25 protein-coding genes are annotated in these 26,582 nt (G+C 41.3%); 15 read left to right on the top strand and 10 right to left on the bottom strand.

The window, feature by feature from the left end; translation table 11 throughout:
• Positions 1-40: 40 nt before the first annotated feature.
• Entirely contained in the window at positions 41-748 is a 708-nt protein-coding gene (gene rpiA, locus AC504W_RS22230) for a ribose-5-phosphate isomerase RpiA (RefSeq protein ID WP_096580028.1), read from the bottom strand.
• Between the two features lie 159 nt (positions 749-907).
• Between rpiA and AC504W_RS22225 the strand changes: the two genes are divergently transcribed.
• The 3 genes from AC504W_RS22225 to AC504W_RS22215 all read left to right on the top strand — a co-directional run bounded on the left by AC504W_RS22225 (position 908) and on the right by AC504W_RS22215 (position 4,539).
• The gene (locus tag AC504W_RS22225) at positions 908-1,213 is read left to right on the top strand and encodes a glutaredoxin family protein (protein ID WP_096580027.1); all 306 of its coding nucleotides are present in this window, start codon (positions 908-910) and stop codon (positions 1,211-1,213) included.
• A gap of 32 nt (positions 1,214-1,245) precedes the next feature.
• Positions 1,246-2,748: a UDP-N-acetylmuramoyl-L-alanyl-D-glutamate--2,6-diaminopimelate ligase gene (locus AC504W_RS22220; protein WP_494874380.1), complete on the top strand. Its 1,503-nt coding sequence runs from the start codon at positions 1,246-1,248 to the stop codon at positions 2,746-2,748.
• Between the two features lie 375 nt (positions 2,749-3,123).
• On the top strand, positions 3,124-4,539 hold the full coding sequence (locus AC504W_RS22215) for a DICT sensory domain-containing protein (protein ID WP_494874379.1): 1,416 nt from the start codon (positions 3,124-3,126) through the stop codon (positions 4,537-4,539).
• 30 nt (positions 4,540-4,569) lie between these two features.
• On the opposite strand, the gene ygfZ is transcribed toward AC504W_RS22215, so the two are convergent.
• Positions 4,570-5,553, bottom strand: a complete 984-nt coding sequence (gene ygfZ, locus AC504W_RS22210; RefSeq protein WP_494879419.1) for a CAF17-like 4Fe-4S cluster assembly/insertion protein YgfZ — start codon at positions 5,551-5,553, stop codon at positions 4,570-4,572.
• A 608-nt stretch (positions 5,554-6,161) separates the two neighbouring features.
• Between ygfZ and AC504W_RS22205 the strand changes: the two genes are divergently transcribed.
• The 4 genes from AC504W_RS22205 to AC504W_RS22190 all read left to right on the top strand — a co-directional run bounded on the left by AC504W_RS22205 (position 6,162) and on the right by AC504W_RS22190 (position 8,407).
• Entirely contained in the window at positions 6,162-6,299 is a 138-nt protein-coding gene (locus AC504W_RS22205; RefSeq protein ID WP_062294792.1) for a hypothetical protein, read from the top strand.
• A 179-nt stretch (positions 6,300-6,478) separates the two neighbouring features.
• Positions 6,479-6,928, top strand: a complete 450-nt coding sequence (locus tag AC504W_RS22200; RefSeq protein WP_494874377.1) for a tellurite resistance TerB family protein — start codon at positions 6,479-6,481, stop codon at positions 6,926-6,928.
• A gap of 387 nt (positions 6,929-7,315) precedes the next feature.
• Complete coding sequence (locus AC504W_RS22195) at positions 7,316-7,864, top strand: 1,2-dihydroxy-3-keto-5-methylthiopentene dioxygenase (protein ID WP_494874375.1); 549 nt, start codon at positions 7,316-7,318, stop codon at positions 7,862-7,864.
• Between the two features lie 84 nt (positions 7,865-7,948).
• Positions 7,949-8,407: a peroxiredoxin gene (locus tag AC504W_RS22190; protein WP_494874374.1), complete on the top strand. Its 459-nt coding sequence runs from the start codon at positions 7,949-7,951 to the stop codon at positions 8,405-8,407.
• 119 nt (positions 8,408-8,526) lie between these two features.
• Here AC504W_RS22190 and hpf read toward each other — a convergent pair whose 3' ends face one another.
• Entirely contained in the window at positions 8,527-9,177 is a 651-nt protein-coding gene (hpf, locus tag AC504W_RS22185; protein ID WP_494874372.1) for a ribosome hibernation-promoting factor, HPF/YfiA family, read from the bottom strand.
• Positions 9,178-9,612: 435 nt separating this feature from the next.
• Between hpf and lipB the strand changes: the two genes are divergently transcribed.
• Complete coding sequence (lipB, locus tag AC504W_RS22180; protein ID WP_494878723.1) at positions 9,613-10,281, top strand: lipoyl(octanoyl) transferase LipB; 669 nt, start codon at positions 9,613-9,615, stop codon at positions 10,279-10,281.
• A 159-nt stretch (positions 10,282-10,440) separates the two neighbouring features.
• The gene (locus AC504W_RS22175) at positions 10,441-10,641 is read left to right on the top strand and encodes a hypothetical protein (protein ID WP_245894818.1); all 201 of its coding nucleotides are present in this window, start codon (positions 10,441-10,443) and stop codon (positions 10,639-10,641) included.
• A gap of 19 nt (positions 10,642-10,660) precedes the next feature.
• On the opposite strand, the gene AC504W_RS22170 is transcribed toward AC504W_RS22175, so the two are convergent.
• A complete protein-coding gene (locus AC504W_RS22170; RefSeq protein WP_494874371.1) occupies positions 10,661-11,416 on the bottom strand; it encodes an amino acid ABC transporter ATP-binding protein in 756 nt (251 codons plus the stop codon).
• Between the two features lie 18 nt (positions 11,417-11,434).
• On the opposite strand from AC504W_RS22170, the gene AC504W_RS22165 reads away from it, so the two are divergent.
• A complete protein-coding gene (locus AC504W_RS22165; RefSeq protein WP_494874370.1) occupies positions 11,435-12,961 on the top strand; it encodes an ABC transporter permease subunit in 1,527 nt (508 codons plus the stop codon).
• 219 nt (positions 12,962-13,180) lie between these two features.
• Here the strand turns inward: AC504W_RS22165 and AC504W_RS22160 are convergent, their stop codons facing one another.
• From AC504W_RS22160 to AC504W_RS22150, 3 genes are all read right to left on the bottom strand, one after another.
• The gene (locus AC504W_RS22160; protein WP_015112347.1) at positions 13,181-13,672 is read right to left on the bottom strand and encodes a YajQ family cyclic di-GMP-binding protein; all 492 of its coding nucleotides are present in this window, start codon (positions 13,670-13,672) and stop codon (positions 13,181-13,183) included.
• A gap of 70 nt (positions 13,673-13,742) precedes the next feature.
• Complete coding sequence (locus tag AC504W_RS22155; protein WP_494874369.1) at positions 13,743-14,138, bottom strand: MAPEG family protein; 396 nt, start codon at positions 14,136-14,138, stop codon at positions 13,743-13,745.
• 94 nt (positions 14,139-14,232) lie between these two features.
• Positions 14,233-14,736 (bottom strand): hypothetical protein, encoded by a 504-nt coding sequence (locus AC504W_RS22150; RefSeq protein ID WP_015112345.1) that lies wholly within the window; start codon positions 14,734-14,736, stop codon positions 14,233-14,235.
• A gap of 251 nt (positions 14,737-14,987) precedes the next feature.
• On the opposite strand from AC504W_RS22150, the gene AC504W_RS22145 reads away from it, so the two are divergent.
• Positions 14,988-15,404 (top strand): SRPBCC family protein, encoded by a 417-nt coding sequence (locus AC504W_RS22145; RefSeq protein WP_494874368.1) that lies wholly within the window; start codon positions 14,988-14,990, stop codon positions 15,402-15,404.
• Between the two features lie 83 nt (positions 15,405-15,487).
• On the opposite strand, the gene AC504W_RS22140 is transcribed toward AC504W_RS22145, so the two are convergent.
• Complete coding sequence (locus AC504W_RS22140; RefSeq protein ID WP_096579999.1) at positions 15,488-16,582, bottom strand: phosphotransacetylase family protein; 1,095 nt, start codon at positions 16,580-16,582, stop codon at positions 15,488-15,490.
• Positions 16,583-17,018: 436 nt separating this feature from the next.
• Positions 17,019-17,393: a type IV pilus biogenesis protein EbsA gene (ebsA, locus tag AC504W_RS22135; protein ID WP_015112342.1), complete on the bottom strand. Its 375-nt coding sequence runs from the start codon at positions 17,391-17,393 to the stop codon at positions 17,019-17,021.
• A gap of 519 nt (positions 17,394-17,912) precedes the next feature.
• On the opposite strand from ebsA, the gene AC504W_RS22130 reads away from it, so the two are divergent.
• Positions 17,913-19,319 (top strand): glycosyltransferase family 2 protein, encoded by a 1,407-nt coding sequence (locus tag AC504W_RS22130; protein ID WP_096579997.1) that lies wholly within the window; start codon positions 17,913-17,915, stop codon positions 19,317-19,319.
• Between the two features lie 65 nt (positions 19,320-19,384).
• Here the strand turns inward: AC504W_RS22130 and AC504W_RS22125 are convergent, their stop codons facing one another.
• Positions 19,385-21,355, bottom strand: a complete 1,971-nt coding sequence (locus AC504W_RS22125; protein ID WP_494874367.1) for a DNA polymerase III subunit gamma/tau — start codon at positions 21,353-21,355, stop codon at positions 19,385-19,387.
• Positions 21,356-21,503: 148 nt separating this feature from the next.
• Here AC504W_RS22125 and AC504W_RS22120 point away from each other — a divergent pair, with 148 nt between their 5' ends.
• The 3 genes from AC504W_RS22120 (at position 21,504) to AC504W_RS22110 (ending at position 26,527) form a co-directional block, all read left to right on the top strand.
• Entirely contained in the window at positions 21,504-21,671 is a 168-nt protein-coding gene (locus tag AC504W_RS22120) for a hypothetical protein (protein ID WP_494874366.1), read from the top strand.
• Positions 21,601-22,293, top strand: coding sequence for a hypothetical protein (locus tag AC504W_RS22115; protein WP_494879417.1), 693 nt, complete (start codon positions 21,601-21,603; stop codon positions 22,291-22,293). The genes AC504W_RS22120 and AC504W_RS22115 overlap by 71 nt, the downstream gene beginning before the upstream one ends.
• 244 nt (positions 22,294-22,537) lie before the next feature.
• The gene (locus tag AC504W_RS22110) at positions 22,538-26,527 is read left to right on the top strand and encodes a CHAT domain-containing protein (protein ID WP_494874364.1); all 3,990 of its coding nucleotides are present in this window, start codon (positions 22,538-22,540) and stop codon (positions 26,525-26,527) included.
• Positions 26,528-26,582 lie beyond the last annotated feature (55 nt).

The following is a 26,582-nucleotide window of genomic DNA, read 5'->3' as shown; positions in this document are numbered from 1 at the left end:
AAAGCATCAACTATAAAAACTCTTACACCCTTACACCCTTTTACAACTGCCTAACTACTGGCTGACCATCTATAACTTCGCCAACTAAAACGACATCTGCACAGTTGACGAAGATACCGTTTTCTAAAACGCCAGGAATGTTATTGAGGATTTTTTCTAAATTCACTGGGTCGTCAATGGAGTCAAATCTGACATCAAGGACAAAGTTACCTTGGTCTGTGATGACTGGCCCAGCTTTTTTGATACCCATACGTAGTTCTGGTTTACCGCCAAGTTGCTTAATGGCATTAGTCACAGGAGTAATTGCCATTGGTATAACTTCTACGGGGACTGCAAACACAGAACCTAAACGGTCAACTAACTTACCACTGTCTACGACAACAATGAATTGACTGGCTAAATAATCAACTACTTTTTCGCGGGTATGTGCTGCACCGCCACCTTTAATCAAATTCTTTTGGGGGTCAACTTCATCTGCGCCATCAATGGCGATATCGATGTGGTCAACAGCATCCAAAGTGGTGAGAGGTACACCATATTCCTTGGCTAACACTTCTGATTGAAAGGAAGTAGGAATACCGACAATATCTTTTAGTTCACCAGATTTGAGGCGATCGCCTAAATACTGAATTGTATAAGCTGTAGTTGAACCCGTACCTAAACCGACAATTGAACCTGATTTTACTAATAGGGCGGCAGCTTTACCAACCTCTTGCTTCATTAACTTTACAGGATCTGTTGCGGTCATTCCCAAAACTCCACAAAAACTGACTATAGTCCATATTAGAAGGCAGACGGTACTATCCCGCCTTTTTTCTGAGTTGAAAGTGCTGTTAGGGGTACCAGAAGTGAGCAGCGTGCTGAGTTAGGATTAGTAAAAATTTCTGACTTTATACTTCACACTTCTATGCGATTGATTTTATACAGTAAACCCGGTTGTCATCTGTGCGAGGGCTTACAGGAAAAATTAGAACAAATTTTAGAGACACAAAATTTTACTACTGTAGAGTTAGAGATTCGTGACATTACAACTCGTGAAGATTGGTTACTAGCTTATCAATATGAAGTCCCAGTGCTAGTTTTAGCCAATCTCCCCGGTGCGGAAGCTTTTGAACAACCTCTACCGCGTCCTTCTCCCCGTGCAAATGTCCAGCAAATTCAGCAAATGTTGTGTAAGTATTTATCCAATATCAAAAAAAATGATGCAGAATAAGCGCAAGATAAGCGTGTGGCGAGGTTCACAAGATGAAATTGCGGGAATTACTAGCAGCAGTAAACAATGTGGCACAATTGCCTAACAATCCTAATTTGGCAGATGCGGAAGTTAAGGGGTTAAAAACTAACTCCCATGCTTGCGGTGAGGGAGATTTATTTATTGGAATGCCAGGAACGCGGGTAGACGGTGGCGAATTTTGGCCAAGTGCGATCGCCTCTGGTGCGGTAGCGGCCATTGTTTCTGCCGAAGCTGCCGAAAAAAATCCTCCCTCGCCGGAGGCTGTAGTGATTAGTGCTAGTGATATGACTCAAGCTTGCGCGCAAATAGCAGCGGCTTTTTACGATTATCCCGGACAAAAACTCAAATTAGTTGGCGTTACTGGTACCAACGGTAAAACAACCACTACCCACCTGATTGAATTCCTTCTGAATAAAGCTCATCTCGCTACGGCTTTGATGGGGACTTTATACACTCGCTGGCCGGGTTTTGTACAGACTGCTATTCACACTACGCCTTTTGCTGTGGAACTACAACAGCAGTTGGCAGCAGCTGTCAATGCTGGCTGTGAATTTGGCGCAATGGAAGTGAGTTCTCACGCTTTGGCGCAAGGTCGAGTTTTGGGTTGTCCGTTTGAGGTGGGAGTATTTACCAATCTCACCCAAGACCATCTGGACTATCACAGCGATATGGAGGATTATTTCGCAGCGAAGGCGTTGTTATTTAGCCCCGAATATCTCAAAGGAAAGGCAGTAATCAACGCTGATGACTCCTACGGTAAACAATTAATCGCCCGATTACCATCAGAACAAGTTTGGAGTTACAGTGTCAGCGATCGCCATGCTGATTTGTGGATGAGCGATTTAAATTATCAGCCCAATGGTGTGAGTGGTATTCTTCATACACCAAAGGGTGAAGTGGCGTTTCGTTCACCATTGGTTGGTCAATATAATTTAGAAAATGTCTTGGCTGCGGTGGGCGCAGTTTTACATTTAGGACTAGATTTACAGTTAATCGCCGCTGCAATTGGTGATTTTCCTGGGGTTCCGGGACGGATGGAACGAGTGCAAATTAGTCCGCAACAAGATATCAGCGTGATTGTTGATTATGCCCATACCCCCGATAGCTTAAAAAACTTACTCAAAGCTGCACGGCCGTTTATTCCCGGTAAAATGATTTGCGTGTTTGGTTGTGGTGGCGATCGAGATCGCACTAAACGCCCAAAAATGGGTAAAATCGCCGCAGAGTTAGCAGATGTGGCTGTTGTCACTTCCGATAATCCTCGCACCGAAGACCCAGAAAAAATTTTGCAAGATGTTTTAGCCGGAATTCCCGACACTGTGCAACCGACTGTAATTTGCGATCGGGCTACGGCCATTCGTACCGCAATTTTACAAGCTCAACCGGGTGATGGAGTATTGTTAGCAGGCAAAGGTCATGAAGACTACCAAATTCTCGGTACAGAAAAAATCCACTTTGATGACCGAGAACACGCACGGGAGGCTTTACACGCAAGAATAAAGTATGAAGTGTGAAGTGTGAAGTATGTAGACGCTTTTAGCGGTGAAGCAGTGCGTTGGGCGGGTTCCCCGACTTGAAGCAACTGCTGAACCCGTTAGCGAAGCAGTAGCAAGTCTTCGAGCGTCAGGGCTTGCCGCAGGCTAGTATGAAGTATGAAATTGTGAATCAGGCTTGTGGGCTTGTCCAAAACCATAATGTTAGAATCATCAACGAAATTACTCGGATTTCGCCATCTAATTCACATTAGCCATTGTTTCGCACTTCATACTTTCTTCCTCACCAATACTCGTTTATAACTTAATGTATTTTACGTAGTCTTTTTGTAACAATCACTTACATGAAATTGACAATCAATGACATAATTATTTCTTCCTTGTTGTGCTTGACTCATGAATGATTCTCTGCGTAAGGAGCTATCCGTATATCAGTTGGCTTTGGGAGTGGAAACACCACCTCAACCATTGCCAAGCAATCCTGCGAGTATGTTATCGCTGTTGAGGTCGCAAATCGATTTATTGATTGAACAGCAAATTACCGCAACTTTTTGGGTTAAGTTACCACCAGGAAAAATTTGGCACGCAGAATTAAAACGTTATCAATCTGCGATGCGTGAAACTGGAGTGATTAATATTTGTCGAATAGAGAAAATAAATACTGGGGAAGAAGAAAAAGTTATCGGTGAAACTATCCCAACTCAGCCAAATTGGGTACAACTATTATCAAACTATCAATTACGGCGAGAATACTTTTTTATAGTATCCGCGCCGCAATTTTGTAGTTTAATTGTGGCGCGGCGACCACGGAAAAGAAATCAAAACCGCCACTCTAATAAAACCAAGACCAGTAAAATTCCGTCATTACTAGCGGTAATGACAATGGAAGGCAGAATAATTCAGCAAGTTTTAGATAGTCTAAAACAGGTGGCTGCACCGGAATCATCTGAAGTTTTTCCGGCTGAATTGATTTACCCAAGTACAACCGAACCAGCACTCATCAGTCAACTATTGGCAAAACAACTCCAACGCCAAAATTCCATTCAACGTCAAATTGCTAATAAACGTATTGCTAAGTTACAAGTCCAAAATCAAAAGCTGCAAAATAAAGAGCAACTCAAAGATGATTATTTAAGCAGTGTATGTCAGGAACTGCGAACACCTTTAACACACATGAAAACAGCATTGTCGCTGTTAAATTCCCCTACACTTAAACCGCCCCAGCGACAACGATATTTACAAATGCTGAATACTCAGTGCGATCGCCAGAGTATCCTCATTACTGGTCTATTAGATCTTGTCAATCTAGAGCATAATTTAGAAGCCACAAGCCTAGAATTAGTTCGTCTAGCGGATATCGTACCCGGAGTAGTTAGCACCTACCAGCCTGTAGCTCAAGAAAAAGGGATTATGCTGGCCTACACTGTACCTACAGAACTACCAGACGTTTGGTGTGTCACAGGTGGACTGAAACAGATAGTAATTAATGTGCTACATAACAGCATTAAATTTACCCCTAAAGGTGGGCAAGTTTGGGTGCGATCGCGTGTTCTAGGAGATTACGTACAGTTAGAATTCCGTGATACAGGTATTGGCATTGCGGAAACCGAAATTGGCAAAATTTTTGACTGCTTTTATCGGGTGCGTTCAGGAACCACTGAGGACTTGAGTGGTGCTGGGTTAGGTCTAACTATTGTTAAGCGGTTATTGTGGCGCTGTGGAGGTTCTATTTCCGTGAGAAGTAAACTAGATGAAGGGTCTACTTTTACAGTTCAGTTAGTGACAAATCGCCACAAAATTCCGTTTAAATAATTTCCAGTTTTTAAGTCTCACGCAAAGAGTTTACGGATACTCATGAGAGACGAATGGGATATTCACAATTTCACCTTCAACTTCTCCCACTTTTACCTTTAAGCCAATACCGCCGGCTTTGGTGCGGATGTAACCGAGTCCAAAGTAACCATCACTGGTTTCGGTATAACTAGTAAGCTTACCAATTTTCTCATCTCCAAGGGCGATCGCACTACCAACGTCCACTGGGGCGCTGAGGCGAATTCCCCATAGGTTTTGTTTGACTCCTTTATAGGTATTTAAGCGCGCTATGGTTTCTTGCCCAATGTAACAACCTTTATTTAAAGAAATAGTCTGCCATAAACCCACTTCCAGCGGATTGTAGTCATCTGTTAGTTCTGCATCTGGGATTGATCTTCCTTGAATAATGCGTAACGTATCCCAAGCGCGATCGCTTAATTCTACAGCCCCAAATTCTAAAATTTGTTGCCACACTTTTTGTTTGTCGGTAGCTGGCAGAATTAAGGTATATCCAGGTAAAGCCAAGCCACTACCTACAGCTACAATCACTCCACCATCAATTAACAAATGATTGCTGTCTGCTTGACCAATAATTGCCCCAGCACCTAATTTTTCGATAATGGCATCACTATTTGGGCCAATCAGGCTAAAGGTTGCAGTTTCTTCTGTGACATCGGTTAACTGCACCTTATCAGCAAAAAAGATGTAGCGATCTAGCCATTGCATTAAAAACTCTCGACGATTGGGCGAGACTAGCAGCAGTACTGCATCATCAAGAATATATGCACTCACTAAGTCAATTGTGCGGGCAGTGGATGTGACCATCACCGTATCACAACCTTGCCCTGGTTGTAGGCTTTGAAAATCGTTAGTAGTTTGATTGTGTAAAAAGCGGATGCGGTCGTCATCTGCAACGCGAATGCGTCCCCAAAAAGAGCGATCGCACACAGCCACTCTTTCTCTTGCGGCTTGGATAGCTGCTGCGTCTTTACCGTCAATTGTTGATGTTGGCATGATAGTGAAAAGTTGCTCTGTTTCAAAGTTTACGCACTGGAAATCTTAGCAAATCCAGGTTTACCGCTTCAATGACAGGCATTACTCTCAACATTATTTACAATTCTTTACAAAATTTGGTTCAAAATTACGACTAGCAGCTTAATCATCTTTTGTACCCCTAGTAGTAATGAACTAATCAAAAAATTTATTGAAAAAAACAGCTAAAAGTTAAAAATTAATTTACTACAACTTTGCTCACCAGTATGTAATTGACAATATTATGTAGTATTAACGTCTATTTTGCTTCAAAAAGAGGCATTTTATGGTTATTTAGCAACTGAAAATTATACACAAATAAACGTTATATGTTATTTAGCTTACTAATTTAATAGCTAATTTTGCGGTTATTTAGACAGCTTAATTTTCTATATTAAAAATTTTCCGTATTTTTATTTACCAAATTCTGCTGAAATTTACAGAATCTTCAGAAAGAAAAATTTAGAAAACTCTGACTGAGGAGCTAAAGTTTTGTTAAGATGCAATTGCTAGGAATTTTTCAGCGGGAATCATAGTCAGCGTGTTGAAAAATAAGTACTACTAGCCACACAGAGTTCAAAGGTGACGCAATGACCACCTATATTTTCTTTGATGATGCCCTTCGGATGCTTACTAACGCCTATTTGCTATCAGCAGTCCTGCTAATCGCAGCTTCTGGTATAGGATTGGCAGTGATAGAAACAATTGAAAAAACAGGAGAACGCTAACTTTTGACCTTGCAGGTGGATTACTTGCCAAAAATCACCAAGTGCAAGTAAATGTTCGCCATAAAGAAATCCTGGGAACACTAGATTTTGAAAGTCTCACAGCGTTGCAGAACTACCTGCAAGTTCAGAACCTACAGGTAACTGTACGCTACTGAGACCCAAATCCAGGAGCAAAAACCATGAATTCATTAGACACAATCCTTAGGAAAGAAAACCAAACCCCAGAAAAATTGACATCATCTGAAGCTTTTGCAGCTATTGCTTTGATCGCAGTTACTTCAGAGGATTTTCTTTCAGAACAACAAGTGCGTAGTATATCTTCTGTATTGTCACGACTCAAGCTTTTTAGCAATTATTCCGAAGATCTCATTGAGAATCTGTTAGAAAAAAACCTCAATATTCTTCGGTATGATGGTTTTAATGCTTTATTTAATGCAGCTAAAGAATCTTTATCACCAGAACTCAGAGAAGTTGCTTTCGCTGTCGCTGCTGATTTGGTAATGACCCAAAGTATAGTCACAGAAGAAGAAAAAAATTTTTTAAACGATTTTTATCAGGCTTTAGATATTCCTCGTGATAGTGCTATTAAAATCTTGCAAGTTTTAATGGTAAAAAATCAGAGCTTATGAGTTTAACGTAGTCTAACTCATCTAAGTATATTCTGTGATTTTCTCTAACTTGACTTACTTCAAGATAGATTTGGCTGCTTAAAATTAATCAGCACACTGTAATAGTTATGTTAGTCAGCATAACTTGCCACCACAGTTATTTTATCGCAGAAAACAAGAAGACACGCTTTGGATATTACTGTGTCTGAATCTGGGGATTTTCAAACTGTCCTAATCTGTTTTTTTGTTGGTTAGTTTTATTTAAAATCAAGAATGAGTCACTTTTGGTGTATGATTCTATATTTATATAATAGATACAAATACTCCAGTATGCCGATAGGCAATTGTGGCTTATTGTGTCAAATTTGAGTATACTTTTTTTAACAGTTAATTATAAATTTTTTTGTCATGGCGATCCTATTACTAGAAGATGGTACAGTCGAGAGCGATTTAAGTGAGATAGTGCGTGAACTTGCGCCTGTTGGGGTGTATCTCAAGCATTATGATCCAGGAACATCGCTGCTGTTCGCCAATCTCCTAGAACAGGATGTTTTAAATGCTTTAGAAAAAGACTACATTGTTGACTTGCATAACAGTGTCTTTGAATTTCTCCAACAAGAAAATGGTTCTCTCTGGTGTGATTTGCTAAATGTGCATCCAGGTGTGCCTAATCTGAAGATGCTGCTGGATACATATAGTCGTTACCATACACACACTGCGGCTGAACCGTTGTATGTCTTAGCAGGAGAGATGATTTTTGGCTTTGTCAGACCTGATGGTAGCCAAGTACAGCTTTTAGTTCAATCTCAAGACTACATTTCTATCCCTGCGGGTGTAGAGCATTGGTGTAGTCTGACAGCATCATTAAAGTTTAAAGCCGTGCGTTATTTTACATCTGTAGAGGGTTGGGTTCCCAACTACACAGGTACTCAATTGAGCGATTCCCTCAACAAGTAGCACTAACTTTGTCGGCAATGCTTCGGAAAACGGCATAATATCATTCATAGTTAAAAATATGCGATCGCAATTTTTGAAATACCTATGGCCGTTAAAGTTGGAGATATTGCTCCTGATTTCACCTTACCTGCTCAAAATGGTGCAGCAATTAGCTTAAAAGACTACCGTGGTCAAAAAGCTGTTGTACTGTACTTTTATCCTAAAGATGACACACCTGGATGCACAGCCGAATCTTGTGCCTTCCGCGACCAATATGAAGTGTTTAAAGATGCTGGTGCTGAAGTGATTGGTGTGAGTGGTGATTCCAGCGAATCTCACCAGCGATTTGCAGCGAAATATAATTTACCATTCACTCTCTTGAGTGATCAAGGAGACCAAGTTCGTAAGCAATATGGTGCAACTGCGGCTTTTGGTTTGTTCCCTGGTCGCGTGACATATATTATTGATCAACAGGGAGTAGTGCAGTATGTCTTTGATTCGATGTTGAACTTTCAAGGACACGTTACAGAAGCGCTGAAAACTTTGCAAACTCTCAGGAAATGAGTGCTGAGTGCTGAGTGCTGTACACTTCGACTGCGCTCAGTGTACAGCATTATTGTAAATATCCGCCCACAAGGGGCGGTCTTTCAACTCAGCACTCAGCACTTTCAACTCAGCACTCTTCATTTAACCGAGTGTGATTTCTCCTGCATAATGATGTTGTTTTGGGCGGCTTTACCGTTTTTACCGTTGGTATGGCCGTTATTATTCCGCGGTTGAATTACGCCGTAACCACCGTGGTTGCGTTCGTAAATCACATTAATTTCTCCAGTTTCGGCATTGCGGAACATATAAAAGTCGTGTCCCACTAATTGTAATTGTTCCAATGCTTCTTCCAGAGTCATTGGTGGCATGGAAAAATATTTTGTCCTGACGACTTCGCTAGGTAATTCGGGAGTGCGATCGCCAATTAAATCTGGTACAACTGGTTCTGGTACAACTACTTCGGTTGTAGATTGAGCATGAGTTTTCTTATCTTGCCGCCTTTCTTTATATTTGCGTAATTGACGTGCTATTTTATCTGCGACTAAATCAATGCTGGCGTATAAGTTTTCGCTGCTTTCCTCGGCACGGATGACACTACCATTTGCATAGATAGTGACTTCAGCTGCTTGTTTCGGGTTAATTCGGGGATTGCGGGCTACGCTTAGGTGGACATCCACTTCATTTGTAATGTTCTGAAAGTGACTAACCGCTTTTTCTATCTTTTGATGCACGTAATCCCTAATTGCTTCGGTGATTTCAATATTTTTGCCGTGGATGACAAGCTTCATGTAAACTCTCCCGCTCTATATGTGATGTGTGATGTGAGTTTGTTTTTGTGAGAAAGGAAGTTGCGGTAAGGTCTATAACTGTCGCCAAAACAAGTTTTTTTGTAGTTTGATGTACTGCTGAGTTTGCTCTAAATTTGCTACTTTCAATTTTCACGCGTTCCCTTGATTCATATCGTCAGTGGATATCTGCGCTTGTATCTTAATTCTTAGAGTCATCAGCCAGTTCATTCTTTCCTCTTGTTTTGGCGTGATGCTTATTGCAGAGAATTCCTCCTAAGACCATTGCGGTTATTTATATATTCAAACTAGCACTTTGTATTTTCTGTAGCAGGTTCCCTTGATGTTCCTTTAAAATCCTTTGCATAGCTTGACAATTATTTTGTGCAACTATCTAACTTGCAACATATTTCATTATTCTTCCAGTTGATTTTTGACATGATCCGTAGTAGACCACCTCTTAACCGCTGTTTGTTATATAACAAAAAATTGATGTCTTACACAGATGCACACGCATGGCAGCGATCGCTTCTGGCAGAACGCATTCAAGACCCTAAACTAGATGATGTGCTAATCTTGCTAGAGCATCCCCCTGTTTATACTTTGGGACAGGGAGCGACACCAGAATTTCTCAAGTTTGACCCTGATAACAAAGGTTTTGATGTCTACAGAGTTGAGCGTGGTGGCGAAGTGACTTACCATTGTCCCGGTCAACTGGTGGGGTATCCAATTTTAAATCTGCAACGTCATTGTCAAGATTTGCATTGGTACTTGCGTCAACTGGAAGAAGTGATTATTCGCGTGTTAGGAGTTTATGGTTTGACTGGCGATCGCTTGACTGGTTTCACTGGTGTATGGTTAGAAAATCGCAAAGTTGCCGCAATTGGCATTAAAGTCAGCCGTTGGATTACTATGCACGGTTTTGCTTTCAATGTTTGTCCTGATATGACAGGCTTTCAACATATTGTCCCCTGCGGTATTGCAGATAAACCAGTCGCTAGTTTAGCGGAATGGGTTCCTGATATTACCTGCGAAGAGGTGCGTCCTCATGTTGTTCAATGTTTCGCAGACGTGTTTGGTGTTGATGTCGTAGAATCCACTGAATAATGGCAATTTAACAATTTTTTTCTGGTGACAGTTGATTTCGTTTGAAATACTACTTAGTATCCATCAATGTGACTTTGTTCTATATCTAACCAAGTTAAAATATGGTGGTTTACCAACAAGGCGACAAATTTGTTACAGGAATCAACTCAAATCTTGCGTGTGAACTCTCTAATCAATCTACAAATGTATGCACCTGTGTTAAATTCCCTCAGACAACGCGACTGGAAAGCGTTGATAGAACTTTTTGACAGAGAAGATAGCGACGAAATTGAAGCTGATATCAACAACAATTTGCACTTGAGAACTCCTGAACCTTGTTGGGAAGATGATCCGTTTGATTTCTTGCGGGAATTTTTGTAAAAGTATGAAATTTCATATTTCATACTTTGTCGAGGCGACTAAGGAAGGTACGCAGGCGATCGCTTTGCGGATTTGTGATCACTTCGTAAGCTGTACCTTGTTCGGCGACAACACCTTTATCCATAAATATCACCCGATGGGCGACTTCTTTAGCAAATTGCATTTCATGGGTGACGACTACCATTGTCATTCCCTCGGCGGCTAATTGCTGCATAACTTGTAAAACTTCACCGACAAGTTCAGGATCTAAAGCGCTGGTAGGCTCATCAAATAGCATAATCTGGGGATTCATACATAAGCTACGGGCGATCGCCACTCTTTGCTTTTGTCCGCCAGATAGTTGTTCGGGATAAGCTGAGGCTTTATCAAATAAACCCACTTTTTCTAAATATAAACCCGCGAGTTGGGCGCTTTCTTTGGCGGTTTTGCCTAAAACTTTCCGCGGCGCAAGTGTTAAATTTTCCAAGACGCTGAGATGGGGAAATAAATTGAATTGTTGAAAAACCATCCCCACTTGGGTTCGCAGTTGGCGCAGTTGTTGATTGTTGAAATGAGATTGAGATAATTCAATCCCATTCACTACCAAAGAACCATGCTCAATCCTTTCTAAACGGTTGAAGCATCGCAGTAAAGTACTTTTACCACAACCAGAAGCACCAATCACCGCCACAACTTCCCCTGACTGGATTTCGCCTGTGATTCCTTTGAGAACTTTCAGGGAACCAAAGTTTTTTTCAATATTTTCAAAAATAATGATAGGGTTAGAATTTTTCATAGCCCATTATAAATAAAGATGATTAGATTAAATTTTAGGCGTTGGTGGCGCTGGTTGTTGGTGGTTGGTTTGAGTTGTGCCTTACTCACTGGGTGTAGTGTAAATGATAGTACTGGCAAAACTCTGCGGGTAGCAACTGAACCAGCTTTTCCACCCTTTGAGTTTCAAGGCGCAGGCGGCAAATTGCAAGGTTTTTCCTATGATTTAATGAATGCGATCGCCACTGCTGCTAATTTTAAAGTAAATTTCCAAAGCATCCCTTTTGATGGGATTATTCCCGCAGTCCAAGCTAAAACCATAGATGCGGCGATTAGTTCCATCACAATTACCGCAGAACGCGCCAAGACTGTAGATTTTTCCCGTCCTTATTTTAAAGCAGGGTTGGCGATCGCAGTTCGTAACAACAATCAAGATATAACTAGTTTAGATAGTCTCAAGAATAAAAAACTAGCCGTCCAAATTGGCACAACTGGCGCAGAAAAAGCTAAAAGTATTCCCGGAGTGCAGATTCGCAGTTTTGATTCTGCACCTTTAGCCTTGCAAGAATTAGTTAATGGGAATGTGGATGCGGTAATTAATGATGCACCTGTAACTTTATATGCCATTAATACTGGCAATCTCCAGGGGATTAAAGTTATTCAACAATTACTCACAGAAGAATATTACGGAATTGTCACTGCTAAAAACTCGCCTAATTTAACACTGATTAATGATGGTTTAGATAAAATCCTCAAAAATGGTGAATATTCCCAAATCTACAAAAAATGGTTTAAAGCGGAACCGCCATCATTACCTACCAAGTCTCCTTTTGAAAATCAGGCTAATGGAAATAAAGCTAATTTATTCACCTCATTAAATGTAATTTGGCGGGCTTTTCCCCTACTATTGCAAGGTGCATTGGTAACACTGCAATTAACAATTCTTTCTGTTGTGCTGGGTTTAGTTGGTGGTTCCTTAATAGGAATTGTTCGCCTTTCTCTGATTAAACCTGTGCGTTGGTTAGCAAGAGCATATATAGATTTCTTTCGCGGAACGCCTCTGCTGGTACAGATTTTTATGATTTATTTTGGCATACCAGCACTTGCTCAACAACTTGGTTTTACCTTGAACTTTAACCCCTTGGTTGCGGGAGTACTTGCTTTAAGTTTAAATAGCGCCGCCTATATTGCCGAAATTGTCCGCGCCGGGATTCAATCAATTGAACCAGGACAAACTGAAGCCGCGCAATCTCTTGGTTTAAGTGCAACAGAAACTATGGTTTATGTAATTTTTCCCCAAGCTTTCCGGCGGATGATTCCACCTTTGGGTAATGAATTTATTAGCTTATTAAAAGATACCAGCTTGGTTTCAGTTATCGGTTTTGAAGAATTGCTACGTAAAGGACAACTGATTATCGCCGGGAACTATCGTGCCTTTGAAATTTATGCCGGCATAGCCTTAGTTTACTTGTGTTTGACATTGCTTTCTTCCCAAGTATTTAGTAAATTAGAAGTGTGGATGAATCCGCTGAGACGGCAGAGGAAGTATAATACTAATTATCCATAAAGATATACTTATAGCAGGAGGCAGAAGGCAGGAGGCAGGAGGTAAAGTTTTACTATGATTAGTATTCTTGCTTTTTAAATGTCCTAACCTATACTTCGACTGCTATAACTTTTTGGGAAAAATTCTGCTTACCTTGACGTTGAAAATAAAATAAACTGCCAACGAACAAGAACTCACTGGCAGTTTATTGGAAAAAATTTAACTAGATCTAGGTATTTACTAACGATAATTCGTAAATTGTAATGCAACTGGATAGTCTTCTTGTTTTAGCCGTTGAATGACAACTTGCAAATCGTCTTTTGATTTTGCAGAAACTCGTACAGCATCACCTTGAATTGAAGCTTGTACCTTTTTAAATTCGTCACGAATCAATTTAGAAATTTGCTTGGCGATATCTTGGCTGATACCTTTTTTGAGGGTAATTTCTTGACGTACACGATTACCACTAGCAGATTCAACTTTGCCAAAGTCAAAAATTTTCTGAGAGAGATTACGCTTGGCAGCTTTTTCTCGCAGAATGTTGTGTACAGAATCTAGAGTAAACTCACTGTCTGTATTCACAGTAACCGTTGTTTCACCTAACTCAACCGTAGTTTTAGTATCTTTCAGGTCGTATCGACTGGTAATATCTCGCACAACTTGATCAACAGCGTTAACTAATTCTTGTCGATCAAAATCGCTCACAATGTCAAAGGAGTAAGTTGAAGCCATAGAAAATGTTGGATTTGGGATTGTGGATGAGGTAATGGGTAATTGGTATTCTCTTTCCTCTTCCCTACTCTTAATTATTTGCTTGAATGATGCTGAAGCAGATGAGAGTTGCAGAGCTAAGAGAACCAATAGCAAACATCAGCGATCGCAAAAGCGGTATATTCAAAATATAGAAGATAGAGTATAGGAAACGTGCCACCACAAAAGCGATCGCCGCCACCATCGCCACAGGAGAATTAACCTGAGTTATATAGGACATCAGTGCTGCGACAGCAAAAATCATAAATGTTTCAAAAGAATTTTGATGCGCCCAAGTAGCTCTTTGGGCATAAGGTGGCAATTTATCAAACATAGCGCGAGGCGCGGATATATCATATCCCACACTGACACGGGCATAACCCACCACCATAAACGGTAGATAAATAAGTACAGCCGCCGCTGCAATACAGTACAAAAAAATAGTCATTAGTTAATAGTCCATAGTTATTAGTCATTAGTCATTGGTCATTGGTCATTAGTAAATTGCAAATGACAAAGGACAAATGACAACGGATAAATGACTAATCAAAGTAAAACAAAGTTACTACTTTTCTTTGTTCTTCCGCATCTCCACAAGTTTGTAGCAGAGTGCGACTGTCATGAAAAGCAAAACAAATTAATTGCTGACAACGCGAGACAATCTCTTTGTTACAGATGTAACTCGCTTCAGCCAGAGACAGGTTATCATTACTCGGATTTTCGACCAAGTGCATTACCTGTTCTAACTGCTGCCGAGATTCTAAAGGCTGGCGTTCCAAGCTTTGGGGAAGAATCACAGTCAGCAAATTGGGATCAGCCCGCATTGCGCCCTTGATGGCGGCTGAATTCGTTCCCGTAGCCCCAGAGGTAATAATCCGATTGCCTGATAACACCAAAGCGTATGTCATCATTTCAATCAGATTTTGATGCGTAATCGGCACATGACGAGAACCCAGCAAAGCGATTCGCTTAGAACCTGTTTGCTGAATTGTCGCCAGTTCTTGCGCTAATGTATCGAGGTTAATTAGGTCTATTGACTGGCTCAAAGATAGAATTAATTAGAATTTAACGACCTAGATATTTTACCAAACAGAGTGTAGGTAAGAAGCTAGATGAAGTCATAGATGGCTACAATTTTTGAATTATTTAACTAAGTAGCTGGATAATTCTCTCAATAGTCAACGGTCAATTGTCAAAATCAGCCTTTTTTTAGTAGACTCTTGACTTATTGACCCTTCCGGGGTGAGTAAGGTAGCCTGAATGCGAAATTTACGACATTTACGTATTGTTGGAAAATATGAAATTCAGTCATACAGTCACAACCAAAGCTACACCGGAACAAATCTGGGAGATATGGGTTGATGTGAATAACTGGCAAAAATGGGATACAGAACTAGAGTTCGCATCTATTGAAGGAGATTTTACCCTCTATGCTAGAGGAAAGTTAAAACCCAAGAATGCCCCTGTGTCTGTGTTTTTTATCTCGGAATTCGAGTCAAAAAAGAGCTATACATTTACCACTCAGTTGCCTTTGTGCAAGCTCAACGTTAGACGTTATCTCACCGTAAACCAAAGCGGGACATTCTTTACACATGAGATTTCGTTCACTGGAATTTTGTCTTTTTTATTCAGCAACCTATTAGGTCAAAAATTTCAAAAAGTGTTACCAGAAGTGATGGATAAACTCCGCAAGCTTGCTGAAGAAAGAAACTGAGTACCATGACGAATGCTAGTTTTGAAACAAAAACACAACATTTAGCTGCATAGCTAACTGGCATCTTGGGTCATTTTGTGCGGCTAGGACAAGGCTGTGGCTGGACTTAAGCCAAGTTTAAGTAACAAACGCTCAATGTCAAAATGCTCATTCATCAACTGGCGGATGCACTGCACCTTAATTGGTTCGTGAACGCGGACTTGACCAAAAGTTCGGTCAACAATTTCTACCGTAGTGAGGGTATCTAAGTCCACAGATAAAATTGGAATTTCTAGTTCTTCAGCACGGCTGAGAATAAATTGCGGTGGTGGTAATTGTCCTGTGAGGATGAGACATTGGGTTGAGGTTTCTAAAGCTGCTTGTTGAATTTCTACCCGATCGCCTCCTGTGACTACTGCCATGTTACGCCGTTTGCGGAAATACTTGACGGCTGCATTGACGTTCATTGCGCCAATTGCCAGACTTTCTACCATCAAATCTAAGCGATCGCTGCGACAGAGAACTTCAGCGTTTAACTGGTTTACTAGTTCACCTACGCTGACACTCCGCAGTAAATCATTTTTCGGCAGTGTTCCTAGTACGGCCATACCTTGCTGTTCTAAAAACGGCCGAACAAGATTTTTGACCATCTCTAATTCCTTGGCTGGAATATCATTGAGGACAACACCAACCAAGCGATCGCCTACACGCTGTTTAGCCGCTAATAAAGCATCTAGTGACAGTAACGAGTTGTAACGAGTTACCAACAAGACAGCAGCATCTAATTCTTCTGCTACTTGTAAAGTCGATAAGTCAAATAAATGCCCTTCTGTTAAATTGCCTGGCCCCTCCAGTAAGACTAAATCTCCGCGAGCAACTTGCAAATATTGCTGTACTAGCAACTGCCGATAATTATTGTTATCTTCGCCGCTTAAACGTTTCTGGACACTGACTTCATCTAAAGCCAGCATAGTAGGCGCAATGCGGTTTGCTGCTAGGTTAAGGCTAGAAGCAATAAACTGGACATCTTCTTCAACTATGGTGCCGCCAGATGTTCTTAAACAAGTTCCCAGCGGTTTACCGTAGGCTATATCCAGCCCTTTTTGCTGTAGCTGATAAGACAAACCCAAAACTGTTGCAGATTTTCCACTGTAAGTTTCGGTTGAGCCAATCAGAAGATGTTTAGCAGATTTTGGCACACATGCACTCCTAAATTCAAAAGGAAGTAGAACCCAGCTAGTACAACAAGGCAAAAGTAAAAAGGCAAAAGTAAAAAGAAATAATACTTATAACGCAAGCTTTTACCTATTTTCAATGGTCTGCCTATTTCCGCTGTGACGTACTAGGTGTTTCCTAATTTTAGTTTGTTCCAGCAGAAGACTTACGCTCTTAGTGAGCATAGTTTTTGAGAATTAACATTTTTTTGGTTAAAAAAATAGATTTTATTTACAGTATTTATTCTATAAAGTTATTAACTACTGGGTATTTAAAATAATGCTTTAACTGTTTTAGGCTTGATGATAAATCTATAAAATATAACATACATCAATGTTTGCAATATTCAATGCCTGAGCTAGGTTCAAGGGAAAACAATTTCCCTTGCTATCCTATCCCCTAGACTTTTAGGGAATTGTTTTATTCATCAATACGCAGTAACTTGCGGTAAAAGGATTGGGAAAAGTCTGTCACACGATAACGTTTATAGTTGTCCATTAATTCAATTAAAAAACCAATAAACTCAAAGCTGGCCATCATCACTTCATAATTGAGATCAGCATTACCATCAAACTGCATTCGGCAGCGTGTCAAGTCTGAAGGCAGAGTGGCGACATTCCAGGAAGCCACAAAGGGAATATTGTCGCTGGCTTCTATTTTGCGATGCCCTTCGACAATGCCTTTTTGATAGAGACTGATGGCATAGGGCAAGAAATTGCGCTTTGTACCCTGAATATAAGGCAAATAAACGCTTGCTTGCTGCTGAGTAGCAGGCTGTAGTTGCTCAATAGACATTGTTGAATATTCCTCAAGTTAGTTGAAACTGGGGATATTAGTAGTTGTCAATAGTATTCCCAAAAAAATAGCTGTAATACACACTACAAACGAACCAGTCTGAGGTGGGCGAGTAAAAATATGCTATGACGCAAAAAGAACATTAATTTATGTAAACAAAAAATAAGCAATTCTTTGCATTTTGTCTTTTTAGTTTTGACTTTGTGATAGCACAACAAAAGTTACTACTAAGAAATATTAAAATTTCGGTTACAATAAGGCTGCATTAGCTTTTCTCAAAGCTGGGCAGTAGCGGCAAAAAACCTACTATTTAGGTAATAAACGCGCTGATTGCAATGTCTCACAACTATAAGCTGTGCCTATCTTGCGATTACTTTGCTTAATCTACAGTTGCCATCCCAAGACAACATGTTGCTGATGCAGCAGATAAACACAGATAGCAGAGTTAATGTTTGACGTTAAATAATTCCCAGCTTATTCATGGGTGTATAAAAATACTGGTATTGCATTAAGTAACCTATGCCAGCGAACTCCTGGCCTGAACACGATTCATACAAAGAGCTTGACCCGCTTGACTCTCTGTTAGTTGACCTATCAGCTACAGAAGAGTCACTAGTTGAGGCAAATAATTTGTCTCAACCATCTCGGTTTCAAGGACGTAGACGTAAAGCTGCTCTGGTTTTGTCAATAGTTTGGAGCGGGACGATCGCTCTACACTTGGCTTCTTGGGCTTATATATTTGTCCTAGGATTGACCACAATTATGGGACTTCATGCCCTAGTAGTGGTATTTTCTAGACCTCGGCGCTATCAAAAAGAAATGCAGGGCGAATTACCCTCTGTATCTTTGTTGGTAGCTGCGAAAAATGAGGAAGCGGTAATTGGTAAATTAGTCAAAAGTCTTTGCAGTCTGGAATATCCAGATGGGCAATATGAAGTCTGGATAATTGACGATAACAGCACCGATAAAACACCGCAAATCCTAGCAGAACTGGCGCAACAATACAAAAAACTCAAAGTCTTACGGCGTTCACCCCAAGCTGGTGGTGGTAAGTCGGGAGCCTTAAATCAGGTTTTGCCACAAACAAAAGGCGAAATTATTGCTGTGTTTGATGCTGATGCTCAAGTGCCATCAGACTTGCTACTCCAGATAGTACCTTTGTTTCAAAGAGAAAAGGTCGGCGCGGTGCAGGTGCGTAAAGCGATCGCCAACGCCAAAGAAAATTTTTGGACTAAGGGACAGATGGCAGAAATGGCACTGGACACTTGGTTTCAACAGCAGCGCATTGCTTTAGGTGGCATTGGCGAACTACGCGGTAACGGTCAATTCGTCCGACGCACAGCCTTAGACAGTTGTGGTGGATGGAATGAGGAAACCATCACCGATGATCTGGATATGACCTTCCGTTTGCACTTGGACAACTGGGATATTGAGTGCGTATTCTCCCCAGCCGTGCAAGAAGAAGGTGTCACCAATGCGATCGCCCTTTGGCATCAGCGCAACCGTTGGGCAGAAGGTGGCTATCAGCGTTATTTAGATTACTGGGATCTGATTCTGAAAAACCGCATGGGTACCCGCAAAACCTGGGATATGCTCATGTTTATGATTACCATGTACATCTTGCCAACAGCTGCCATCCCAGATTTATTAATGGCAATTACTCGGCATCGCCTACCACTGCTAGGCCCAGTCACGACCTTATCTGTGTCTATGTCTGTTTTTGGTATGTTTGCCGGATTGCGGCGGATACGTCAAGAGCAAAAATTCACTGTTGCTACCTATCCAGTGTTACTACTACAAACCCTGCGCGGCACATTATATATGTTGCACTGGTTAGTAGTGATGAGTAGTACCACTGCGCGGATGTCCATCAGACCAAAGCGCCTGAAATGGGTAAAAACAGTGCATTCTGGTAGTGCCGAATAGAAAAATAAAATTGAATAAGATAAAAGGCAAAAGATAAAATTCTTTTGCCTTTTTACTTTTACCTTCTAATCATCAACCTCCACTTCCTCTACCCAGTCAGATGGCATGATGGAGCCAGATAAATCTGAACCATCATCGGCAAAACGGACAATTTGCCCATCGAAAAATTGTGCTAAATGTTGGGCGGCTCTAGTCACTTCTTCCCATTCCTCAGAAGAATTTTGTGTGGGTTGTGGGGGTGATTGGATGTTAGCAGTACCGTTACTATTACCATTGCCATTTGCGGAAAATTCAGTTTTGACGGGTGGAGGTGTAACAGGTGGTTGCTGTACTTGTACAGGTGGATGTGTAAACGCCTGTGGTGCTGGATGATGGTTGTTGTTTTTAGCAAGTCCAGACTGCTGAATACCATTAGAACCGTTGTTTGAGGGTTCTTTTCTGGCGGTAGAAGAAGTTGCAGCAGTAGCTTTTTCGAGACTCACTTCAACATTGCGATTTACAGTCTGTTGAAAAGCCTCTGCAATCATAGTGAGATCAGATTTAACTTTGTCGTACCATGCAGGTTTTACACCTACGCGCGCAGTATTGCCATCAAACTCAATCAGATGGCACATTTGCCCTAACAATGCGCGGCGGGGAAGTAACTGAATATTACTCAGTACTTGCTGCCAAATTTCTGTTAAGTCTGGTTGTGCAGTTTCTGGTGTGACTTCTGGGGCAGCAGGTTCAGGCTTAACTGATTGTACAGGCTGTGACGGCGAGATAGGTGGCGGATTTGAAGGTATTACTTCTGCGGTAACTGGTTGTAAAGGCTGCGGTGAGACGGGTTGCGCGTTTAAAGGTGGGGGAGCAGGTTTTGCGGTTGCTGGTGGTGATGGGTGATGATGATTTTGTGGTGCAGGTATGCTGACTTTTGGTAAAACAACTGTGGCGGCTGGCTGAATACTGGCACTGGGTAATAATCCGAGTAATGTCACTTCTAACCACAAACGCGGCTGAGTGGTATTTTTAATTTGAACTTCCGCTGTTCGCAGGTGTTGTTGTCCTGCCAAAATTGTACTGATGTGTAAATTTTGTGACAATTCAATTAAGGATGCCCAAGTTTGCCCAGTACAAACTACTAAATCTTGGCGATTGGGGGCGGTTTTGGCAATGAGTAAGTCGCGGTAGAGGTTGGCGAGATTTTGCAGAATAGTTAGTGGTTCTCTACCTCGGTCGAGAATATAACGGCTACAGTCTAAAATTGCTTCTGGATTATCTTGAGCGATCGCACCCAATAATGCTAACAAGTCTCGTTCGCTGACGGAACCTACTAAATCCCACACTCTATCGGGTGTGACTTGCCCAGATAACAAGGCTAGTTGGTCAAGTAAACTCTCCGCATCCCTTAAACCACCTTGGGATATTTGCGCTACTAAGGTGACAGCTTCTTCGGAAATCTCAATACTTTCCTTCCAGGCGATCGCATTTAAATGCTTCACCATCGCCTCTAGTTGAATGCGTCTAAAATCAAACCGCTGACAACGAGAAATAATTGTCGGCAAAACTCGCTGGGGATCTGTGGTGGCGAGAACAAACACTACGTGTTTAGGAGGCTCTTCTAGTGTTTTTAGCAACGCATTAAATGCCTGGGTACTTAGCATGTGGCATTCGTCGACCACATACACTTTATACCGACACTGCACTGGGGCGAACTGTGCTTTTTCGATGAGTTCGCGGATATTATCGACACCAGTATTACTAGCAGCATCAATTTCAATTACATCTAAAGAATAGCCTTTAGTGATTCCCTGACAGACATCGCAAACACCACAAGGTTCGGCTGTTGGATTCTCACTTTTGAGACAATTGAGAGATTTAGCCAGAATTCTGGCACTAGATGTTTTACCCGTACCTCTTGGCCCGGTGAATAAATAAGCCGGGGCAATTTTAGCTGTACGGATAGCATTAATTAAGGTGGTAGCGATCGCCTCTTGCCCCACTAGTTCAGCAAAACTTTTTGGACGATACTTGTGGTGCAGGGGTTCGTAAGGCATGGAAGGAAAATGTCAGTCCATTTTCAGAATAAATTTGAGATTAAACGCCTAACTTGGCGTTCACATATTTTAAACGCAGCGTGTCTGTTTTTTATTATAGTACATTTGCACTAAAGATTATAGACCATTGACTAATGACTATTGACTAATGACTAACAATGTACATTTTCTTAACTGCACCAACGCCATCGTCCAGAGCGATCGCTACAATCTTAGGGTAGACAATACACTTTATGGTGCGACAAATGCTCAAGCGGTTAATTCAATGGCTCAAAAACCTCTTCCAGAGTTTGTTTGGGAGAAAATCGACTTCTAAAAAAGCCGAGGTAAATGTCCAACAAGAGTCAGCACCGCCTCTGAGTGATACAGATTTAGAATTTCTGTTCACCGAACTTTTAGAAGGAGTACATCAGGCGCGAGGACAGGCTTGGGCGCTCAAGTGGCTGCACAATATTGAACATCGTGTTTCTTCAGAACGTTGGATAGAGTGGTTACGCCGCTTTGGCGAAAAATTACTAGCAGCACCTACACCAAATAACGAGTTAGCCGCGCGGTTAGTCCAACTGGGTGATTTAGGTGTCGGCGAAATTGGTAATGAGGCTTACGAAATTGGGATGCAGCTGTTGACCCGGAATTCTGGTAATTCGGGTGAATCTATCTGGGAATATGACGGGCCAGATGCTGTCAGCACATTCCCATCATTAGAAAACTACGTAGAACCAGAAGACACAGAAACAGTTGACAATGGCTCAGAAGGAGATTATCAAACTGTCACCTTAGAGCAGTTGTTTGGCATGATGCAGGAAGATCACAACTTACGCCAGCAGATTTCTCAGCAACTGGGAATTGAATCTGATGATCCAGAAGTAATTATTAAAGAGTTGGTGAATCAATACTATATGCCTAATAACTCAACTTCAGATGAAGCGCCAGCTTGAGTCAATGGATAACAACTAACAAAGTTTTGTATATTTTTGATAAACATCTACCAGATAAACCCGTTAATAGCAGTGGGTTTCACGCAAATCTAGGCTTTTTTGACATAACGATCGCTACAATCTAGGATAAACAAAACCTTCAGAGTATGTGCAGATGCTCACGCAGCTATGGCAGTGGCTTAAAACACATTCAAACCAGCCCACTGGTAGTAAACAGACTTTAAAAACCTTTAGGGAACAGGAGATGGTAGAACCACCTCCTGAATTAACTAATGCTGATTTGGAACTTCTGTTTACCCAACTGCTAGAAGGGGTACATCAAGGACGGGGACAACAATGGGCGATCAGATATCTTCAACGTATGGAAGACCGGATTAGTACAGAGCGTTGGATAGATTGGTTGCTCAGTTTTGGTGAAAGATTGTTAATCTCACCTGCACCTAATCAGCAGTTAGCGACGCAGTTGGTACAACTTGGGGAACTCAACATTGGCAAAGTTGGTGAACTTTCTTATGACATTGGTATCCGATTAATAACGCGGGATACGGATGAATGGGAGCAAGCCATTGCGGAGACTCAAGAAAGTGACCCGATGTTAAATACTCCGGGACAAAATTTATTGCGTAACTTGGGTGAATCGTTGTGGGAGTATGACGAATTAGCGCCTCCAGCAACTGCACAACCGCCAGCAAACGCAGTTGATGAAGTTTCCACAGAAAATGTCGAAGAAATCATTTGGGAATATACAGGGGAAGAATTTGTAGTTCGGACGATACCTCAAGAACATCCAATCAATAATACAGATGTACCTGTTTGGGAGTATACAGGGGAAGAATTCACCATTTCACCACCCCAGGAAACTGCAACGGAAAACTTAGCCGAAATCCGCTGGGATTACACAGAAGCAGAATTGGCAGATAGGACATCGCCCCAAGAATATCCCATAGAGAACACAGATGTATCAGTTTGGGAGTATACAGGGGAAGAATTCACCACTACACCACCCCAGGAAACTGCAACGGAAAACTTAGCCGAAATCCGCTGGGATTACACAGAAGCAGAATTGGCAGATAGTACATCACCCCAAGAATATCCAATAGAAAACACAGATGTATCAGTTTGGGAGTATACAGGGGAAGAATTCACCACTACACCACCCCAGGAAATGGCAGCAGAAAATCAGGAAAAAATCTCTTGGGAATATACTGGAGAGGAATTTGCTCCAACCGCAGCAGTAGCGTTTCTGGCTCCGGCAGCAGAAGATGTGATTGGTAATTTAAGTGAATTGTCTTGGGAATATCCTGAAGAACAGACAAGACTTGTCAGAAAAGAATATTCAGGAAATTCTTGGGAGCAGTATTTAGCAACGTTAGATCCAAATGTCGCCTATACTCTAGATGAATTGTTGGGAAGGTTAGATCAAAGCGCACATTTAGTACAGCAGTTGGCGATGAATCTGACAACACAAGCTAACCCGTCTCCGACTACGACAACTAATCCGGCAAATACAGCAATTCAAGCACAAGCTTGGTTTTATCAAGGTTTGCAACAAGCCAAAACCGGAGATTTGGCAAATGCGATCGCTTCTTATGATCGCGCCATTGAATTGCAACCGGAATCTTATGAATATTGGTTTAATCGCGGCTTAACTTTGTTCCATTTAGAACGTTTCGCCGAAGCTGTCGCGGCCTATGACACAGCAATTGACCTGAAACCAGACCATTACAAAGCTTGGTACAATCGCGGCGGTACTTTGGGAGAATTGGGATTATTTGCCGAAGCGATCGCTTCTTTTAGTCAAGCGATCGAAATCCATCCCAATTATCCAGAAGCTTGGGCGAGTAAGGCTTTGGCGCTGCTGAAATTAGGGCAAGTTTGGGAAGCAATTACAAGTTACGATCAAGCTTTAGAATTGCAACCCCAAGACCCGGAAACATGGTATTACCGAGGTATTGCTTTTGCGGTCAGCGAGCAATATGCAGAAGCGATCGCCTCTTACAATCAAGCGTTAGAACTACAACCAGACTATTACGAAGTTTGGATTGATCGGGGTGTGGTGCTGTTTAATTTAAAACAGTGGTCAGAAGCGATCGCCTCGTGGGATAAAGCCTTGGCGGCGCAACCTGATTTCTATTTGGCTTGGTATAACCGAGGTGTAGCGCTAGATAACTTAGTCAGAAGAGAAGAAGCGATCGCCTCCTATCAAAAAGCGATCGCCATCAAACCGGACTTTCACCTCGCTTGGTACAATCAGGCAGTTGCCCTGTTTTATCTAGGACGCTATATTGAGGCGATCGTGGCTTATGACAACGCCTTACAAATCAAACTCGATTACTGGGAAGCTTGGATTGGTCGAGGTACGGCGATCGGTCATATACTTGATACTGAAACACTAGAGCATTTATTAACTAACGTCGCCGTCATTAACCCCACTTTAAAACAAGGTGGTTATGCAGGTAAACTCGCCAGCTATGAACAAGGTTTAAAACATATCCGCCCAGATACCCACCCCGAAGGTTGGGGAAGACTGCATTTAGCTATTGGGAACACCCATTATGAGCAAGGTAAAAAACAACCTGCATCCCGTCAACATTGGCGCAAATCTGTATTTGAATACAATCAAGCATTATTAACTCTTAGTTGGGAAGGTTTTCCCCAACTACATTTAGAAATACTGCAATCTTTAATTAAAGTCCTGTTGGGTTTAGGGCAAACTACACAAGCACAAGAATTGCAACAACGTGCCGCTAATCTATTGCAAGAATTATTTAATGACCCTGGGCGTTCTGATGAAAGTAAAAAACACTTAGCACTCAAATTTGCCGGGATTGGGCAATTAGGAGTTGATTTCTTAGTAGAATCTGGGGATTTGGTAGAAGCTTGGGAACTAGCAGAACAGATAAAAAATGCTTGTTTACAATGGTTGCTGTTTAGCTGGCAAGATGAAATTTATGCCCTCAACTATAGTTCAGTTCAACATTTACTGAACCCCACCACCGCAATTATTTACTGGCATATTAGTCCAGCCGCTCTGCACACATTTATTATTAAAGATGGCGCTCCCTCACCTATTTTGGTGTTTATTCCCGTCCAAGAATTAGGAAATATCTCATCAGAAATTAATAAGCCCCTGCAAGAGTTACCTTTACCGGAAGCAACTAGAAGACTGATTGCATTTGAACATTGGTTAGAAGATTGGCATCAAACTTACCAAGATTATTGCGACCAAGCCCAAGACCCACAAACTAAAAGCAATCATTCTTGGCGATCGCAGATGGAGCAAAGACTCTTACATCTGCAAAAAATTCTGGAAATTTCCACAATTACCCAAGAACTTGAAGGCATCACAAATCTAATTTTAATTCCCCACCGCGATTTATCAAGATTACCTTTACACGTTCTGTTTAATCTGCCTAATGCTGAATCAGACAACCCAAATATTCAGTCGAGATTTATTACTAATTATTTACCTAGTATCCAAATAGGTTTAAACTTACAACCGAGAAATATAGAGCAATTGCGAGAGCAAAAATTACTCAGTATTGAATCTCCAGCTAGGGCAAATTATTCTCCACCAAAATTTGCCAAGTTAGAATCCGAAGTCATTAGCCAAATGTTTGATTATCCTCATCGTATTCAGGAGGAAGCTGCTAATAAAACTAGTGTAGAGAAGGCTTTAGCTGAAAATTACAATATTTTTCATGTTACAGGTCAAGTTATTAACAATTTTGTTGAACCAACAAAATCAGAATTGATATTAGCAGATGAAGACAAACTTACACTTACAGAAATCTGTCAAAAAAATCTTACTAGTTACGACTTAGTATTACTCTCAGCCTGTAAATTTGCGAGTCATCTGAACCAGAGTGTGACTACAGAATATGTCTCGATAGTTAATAGTTTTCTTTGTGGGGGAGTTCCTCAAATTATTAGCACTCTTTGGAACGTCGAATCATCTGCTAATGCTTTATTAATTATCGAATTTTATCGTCGACTCCAGGTAAATAAATCACCAATTACAGCTTTAACAGAAGCCACTACATGGTTACAAGAAGTTACAGCCGGAGAATTGACTATATGGTATGAAAATTTAATTAAAACCCTGCATCCTGACGAATTAAGAATCAGAACTTATTTAGCCACTCATTTATATAGAATTAGCAAAATAGTTCCTGATAAAAAGCCATATAATCATCCTTATTATTGGGCAGGTTTTATCATTACAGGTATTTGATTTTTTCAACCAGAGGAGTGCAAAGGTTAACGCTAAGTTACACAGAGGCGTAAAA

It is taken from the genome of Nostoc sp. C96 (genome assembly GCF_059384975.1).
The sequence above is the reverse complement of the archived record's forward strand: the minus strand, read 5'-3'. Positions and strand labels throughout refer to the sequence as shown.

Coding starts and splice junctions, on each gene's coding strand:
- AC504W_RS22110 (WP_494874364.1), top strand. CDS start 22,538: ATGGTAGAACCACCTCCTGAATTAACTAATGCTGATTTGGAACTTCTG.
- AC504W_RS22195 (WP_494874375.1), top strand. CDS start 7,316: ATGGCGATCCTATTACTAGAAGATGGTACAGTCGAGAGCGATTTAAGT.
- AC504W_RS22160 (WP_015112347.1), bottom strand. CDS start 13,672: ATGGCTTCAACTTACTCCTTTGACATTGTGAGCGATTTTGATCGACAA.
- AC504W_RS22215 (WP_494874379.1), top strand. CDS start 3,124: ATGAATGATTCTCTGCGTAAGGAGCTATCCGTATATCAGTTGGCTTTG.
- AC504W_RS22220 (WP_494874380.1), top strand. CDS start 1,246: ATGAAATTGCGGGAATTACTAGCAGCAGTAAACAATGTGGCACAATTG.
- AC504W_RS22200 (WP_494874377.1), top strand. CDS start 6,479: ATGAATTCATTAGACACAATCCTTAGGAAAGAAAACCAAACCCCAGAA.
- rpiA (WP_096580028.1), bottom strand. CDS start 748: ATGACCGCAACAGATCCTGTAAAGTTAATGAAGCAAGAGGTTGGTAAA.
- lipB (WP_494878723.1), top strand. CDS start 9,613: ATGATCCGTAGTAGACCACCTCTTAACCGCTGTTTGTTATATAACAAA.
- AC504W_RS22190 (WP_494874374.1), top strand. CDS start 7,949: ATGGCCGTTAAAGTTGGAGATATTGCTCCTGATTTCACCTTACCTGCT.
- ebsA (WP_015112342.1), bottom strand. CDS start 17,393: ATGTCTATTGAGCAACTACAGCCTGCTACTCAGCAGCAAGCAAGCGTT.
- AC504W_RS22225 (WP_096580027.1), top strand. CDS start 908: ATGCGATTGATTTTATACAGTAAACCCGGTTGTCATCTGTGCGAGGGC.
- AC504W_RS22165 (WP_494874370.1), top strand. CDS start 11,435: ATGATTAGATTAAATTTTAGGCGTTGGTGGCGCTGGTTGTTGGTGGTT.
- AC504W_RS22125 (WP_494874367.1), bottom strand. CDS start 21,355: ATGCCTTACGAACCCCTGCACCACAAGTATCGTCCAAAAAGTTTTGCT.
- AC504W_RS22205 (WP_062294792.1), top strand. CDS start 6,162: ATGACCACCTATATTTTCTTTGATGATGCCCTTCGGATGCTTACTAAC.
- AC504W_RS22170 (WP_494874371.1), bottom strand. CDS start 11,416: ATGAAAAATTCTAACCCTATCATTATTTTTGAAAATATTGAAAAAAAC.
- ygfZ (WP_494879419.1), bottom strand. CDS start 5,553: ATGCCAACATCAACAATTGACGGTAAAGACGCAGCAGCTATCCAAGCC.
- AC504W_RS22155 (WP_494874369.1), bottom strand. CDS start 14,138: ATGACTATTTTTTTGTACTGTATTGCAGCGGCGGCTGTACTTATTTAT.
- AC504W_RS22120 (WP_494874366.1), top strand. CDS start 21,504: ATGACTAACAATGTACATTTTCTTAACTGCACCAACGCCATCGTCCAG.
- hpf (WP_494874372.1), bottom strand. CDS start 9,177: ATGAAGCTTGTCATCCACGGCAAAAATATTGAAATCACCGAAGCAATT.
- AC504W_RS22145 (WP_494874368.1), top strand. CDS start 14,988: ATGAAATTCAGTCATACAGTCACAACCAAAGCTACACCGGAACAAATC.
- AC504W_RS22130 (WP_096579997.1), top strand. CDS start 17,913: ATGCCAGCGAACTCCTGGCCTGAACACGATTCATACAAAGAGCTTGAC.
- AC504W_RS22115 (WP_494879417.1), top strand. CDS start 21,601: ATGCTCAAGCGGTTAATTCAATGGCTCAAAAACCTCTTCCAGAGTTTG.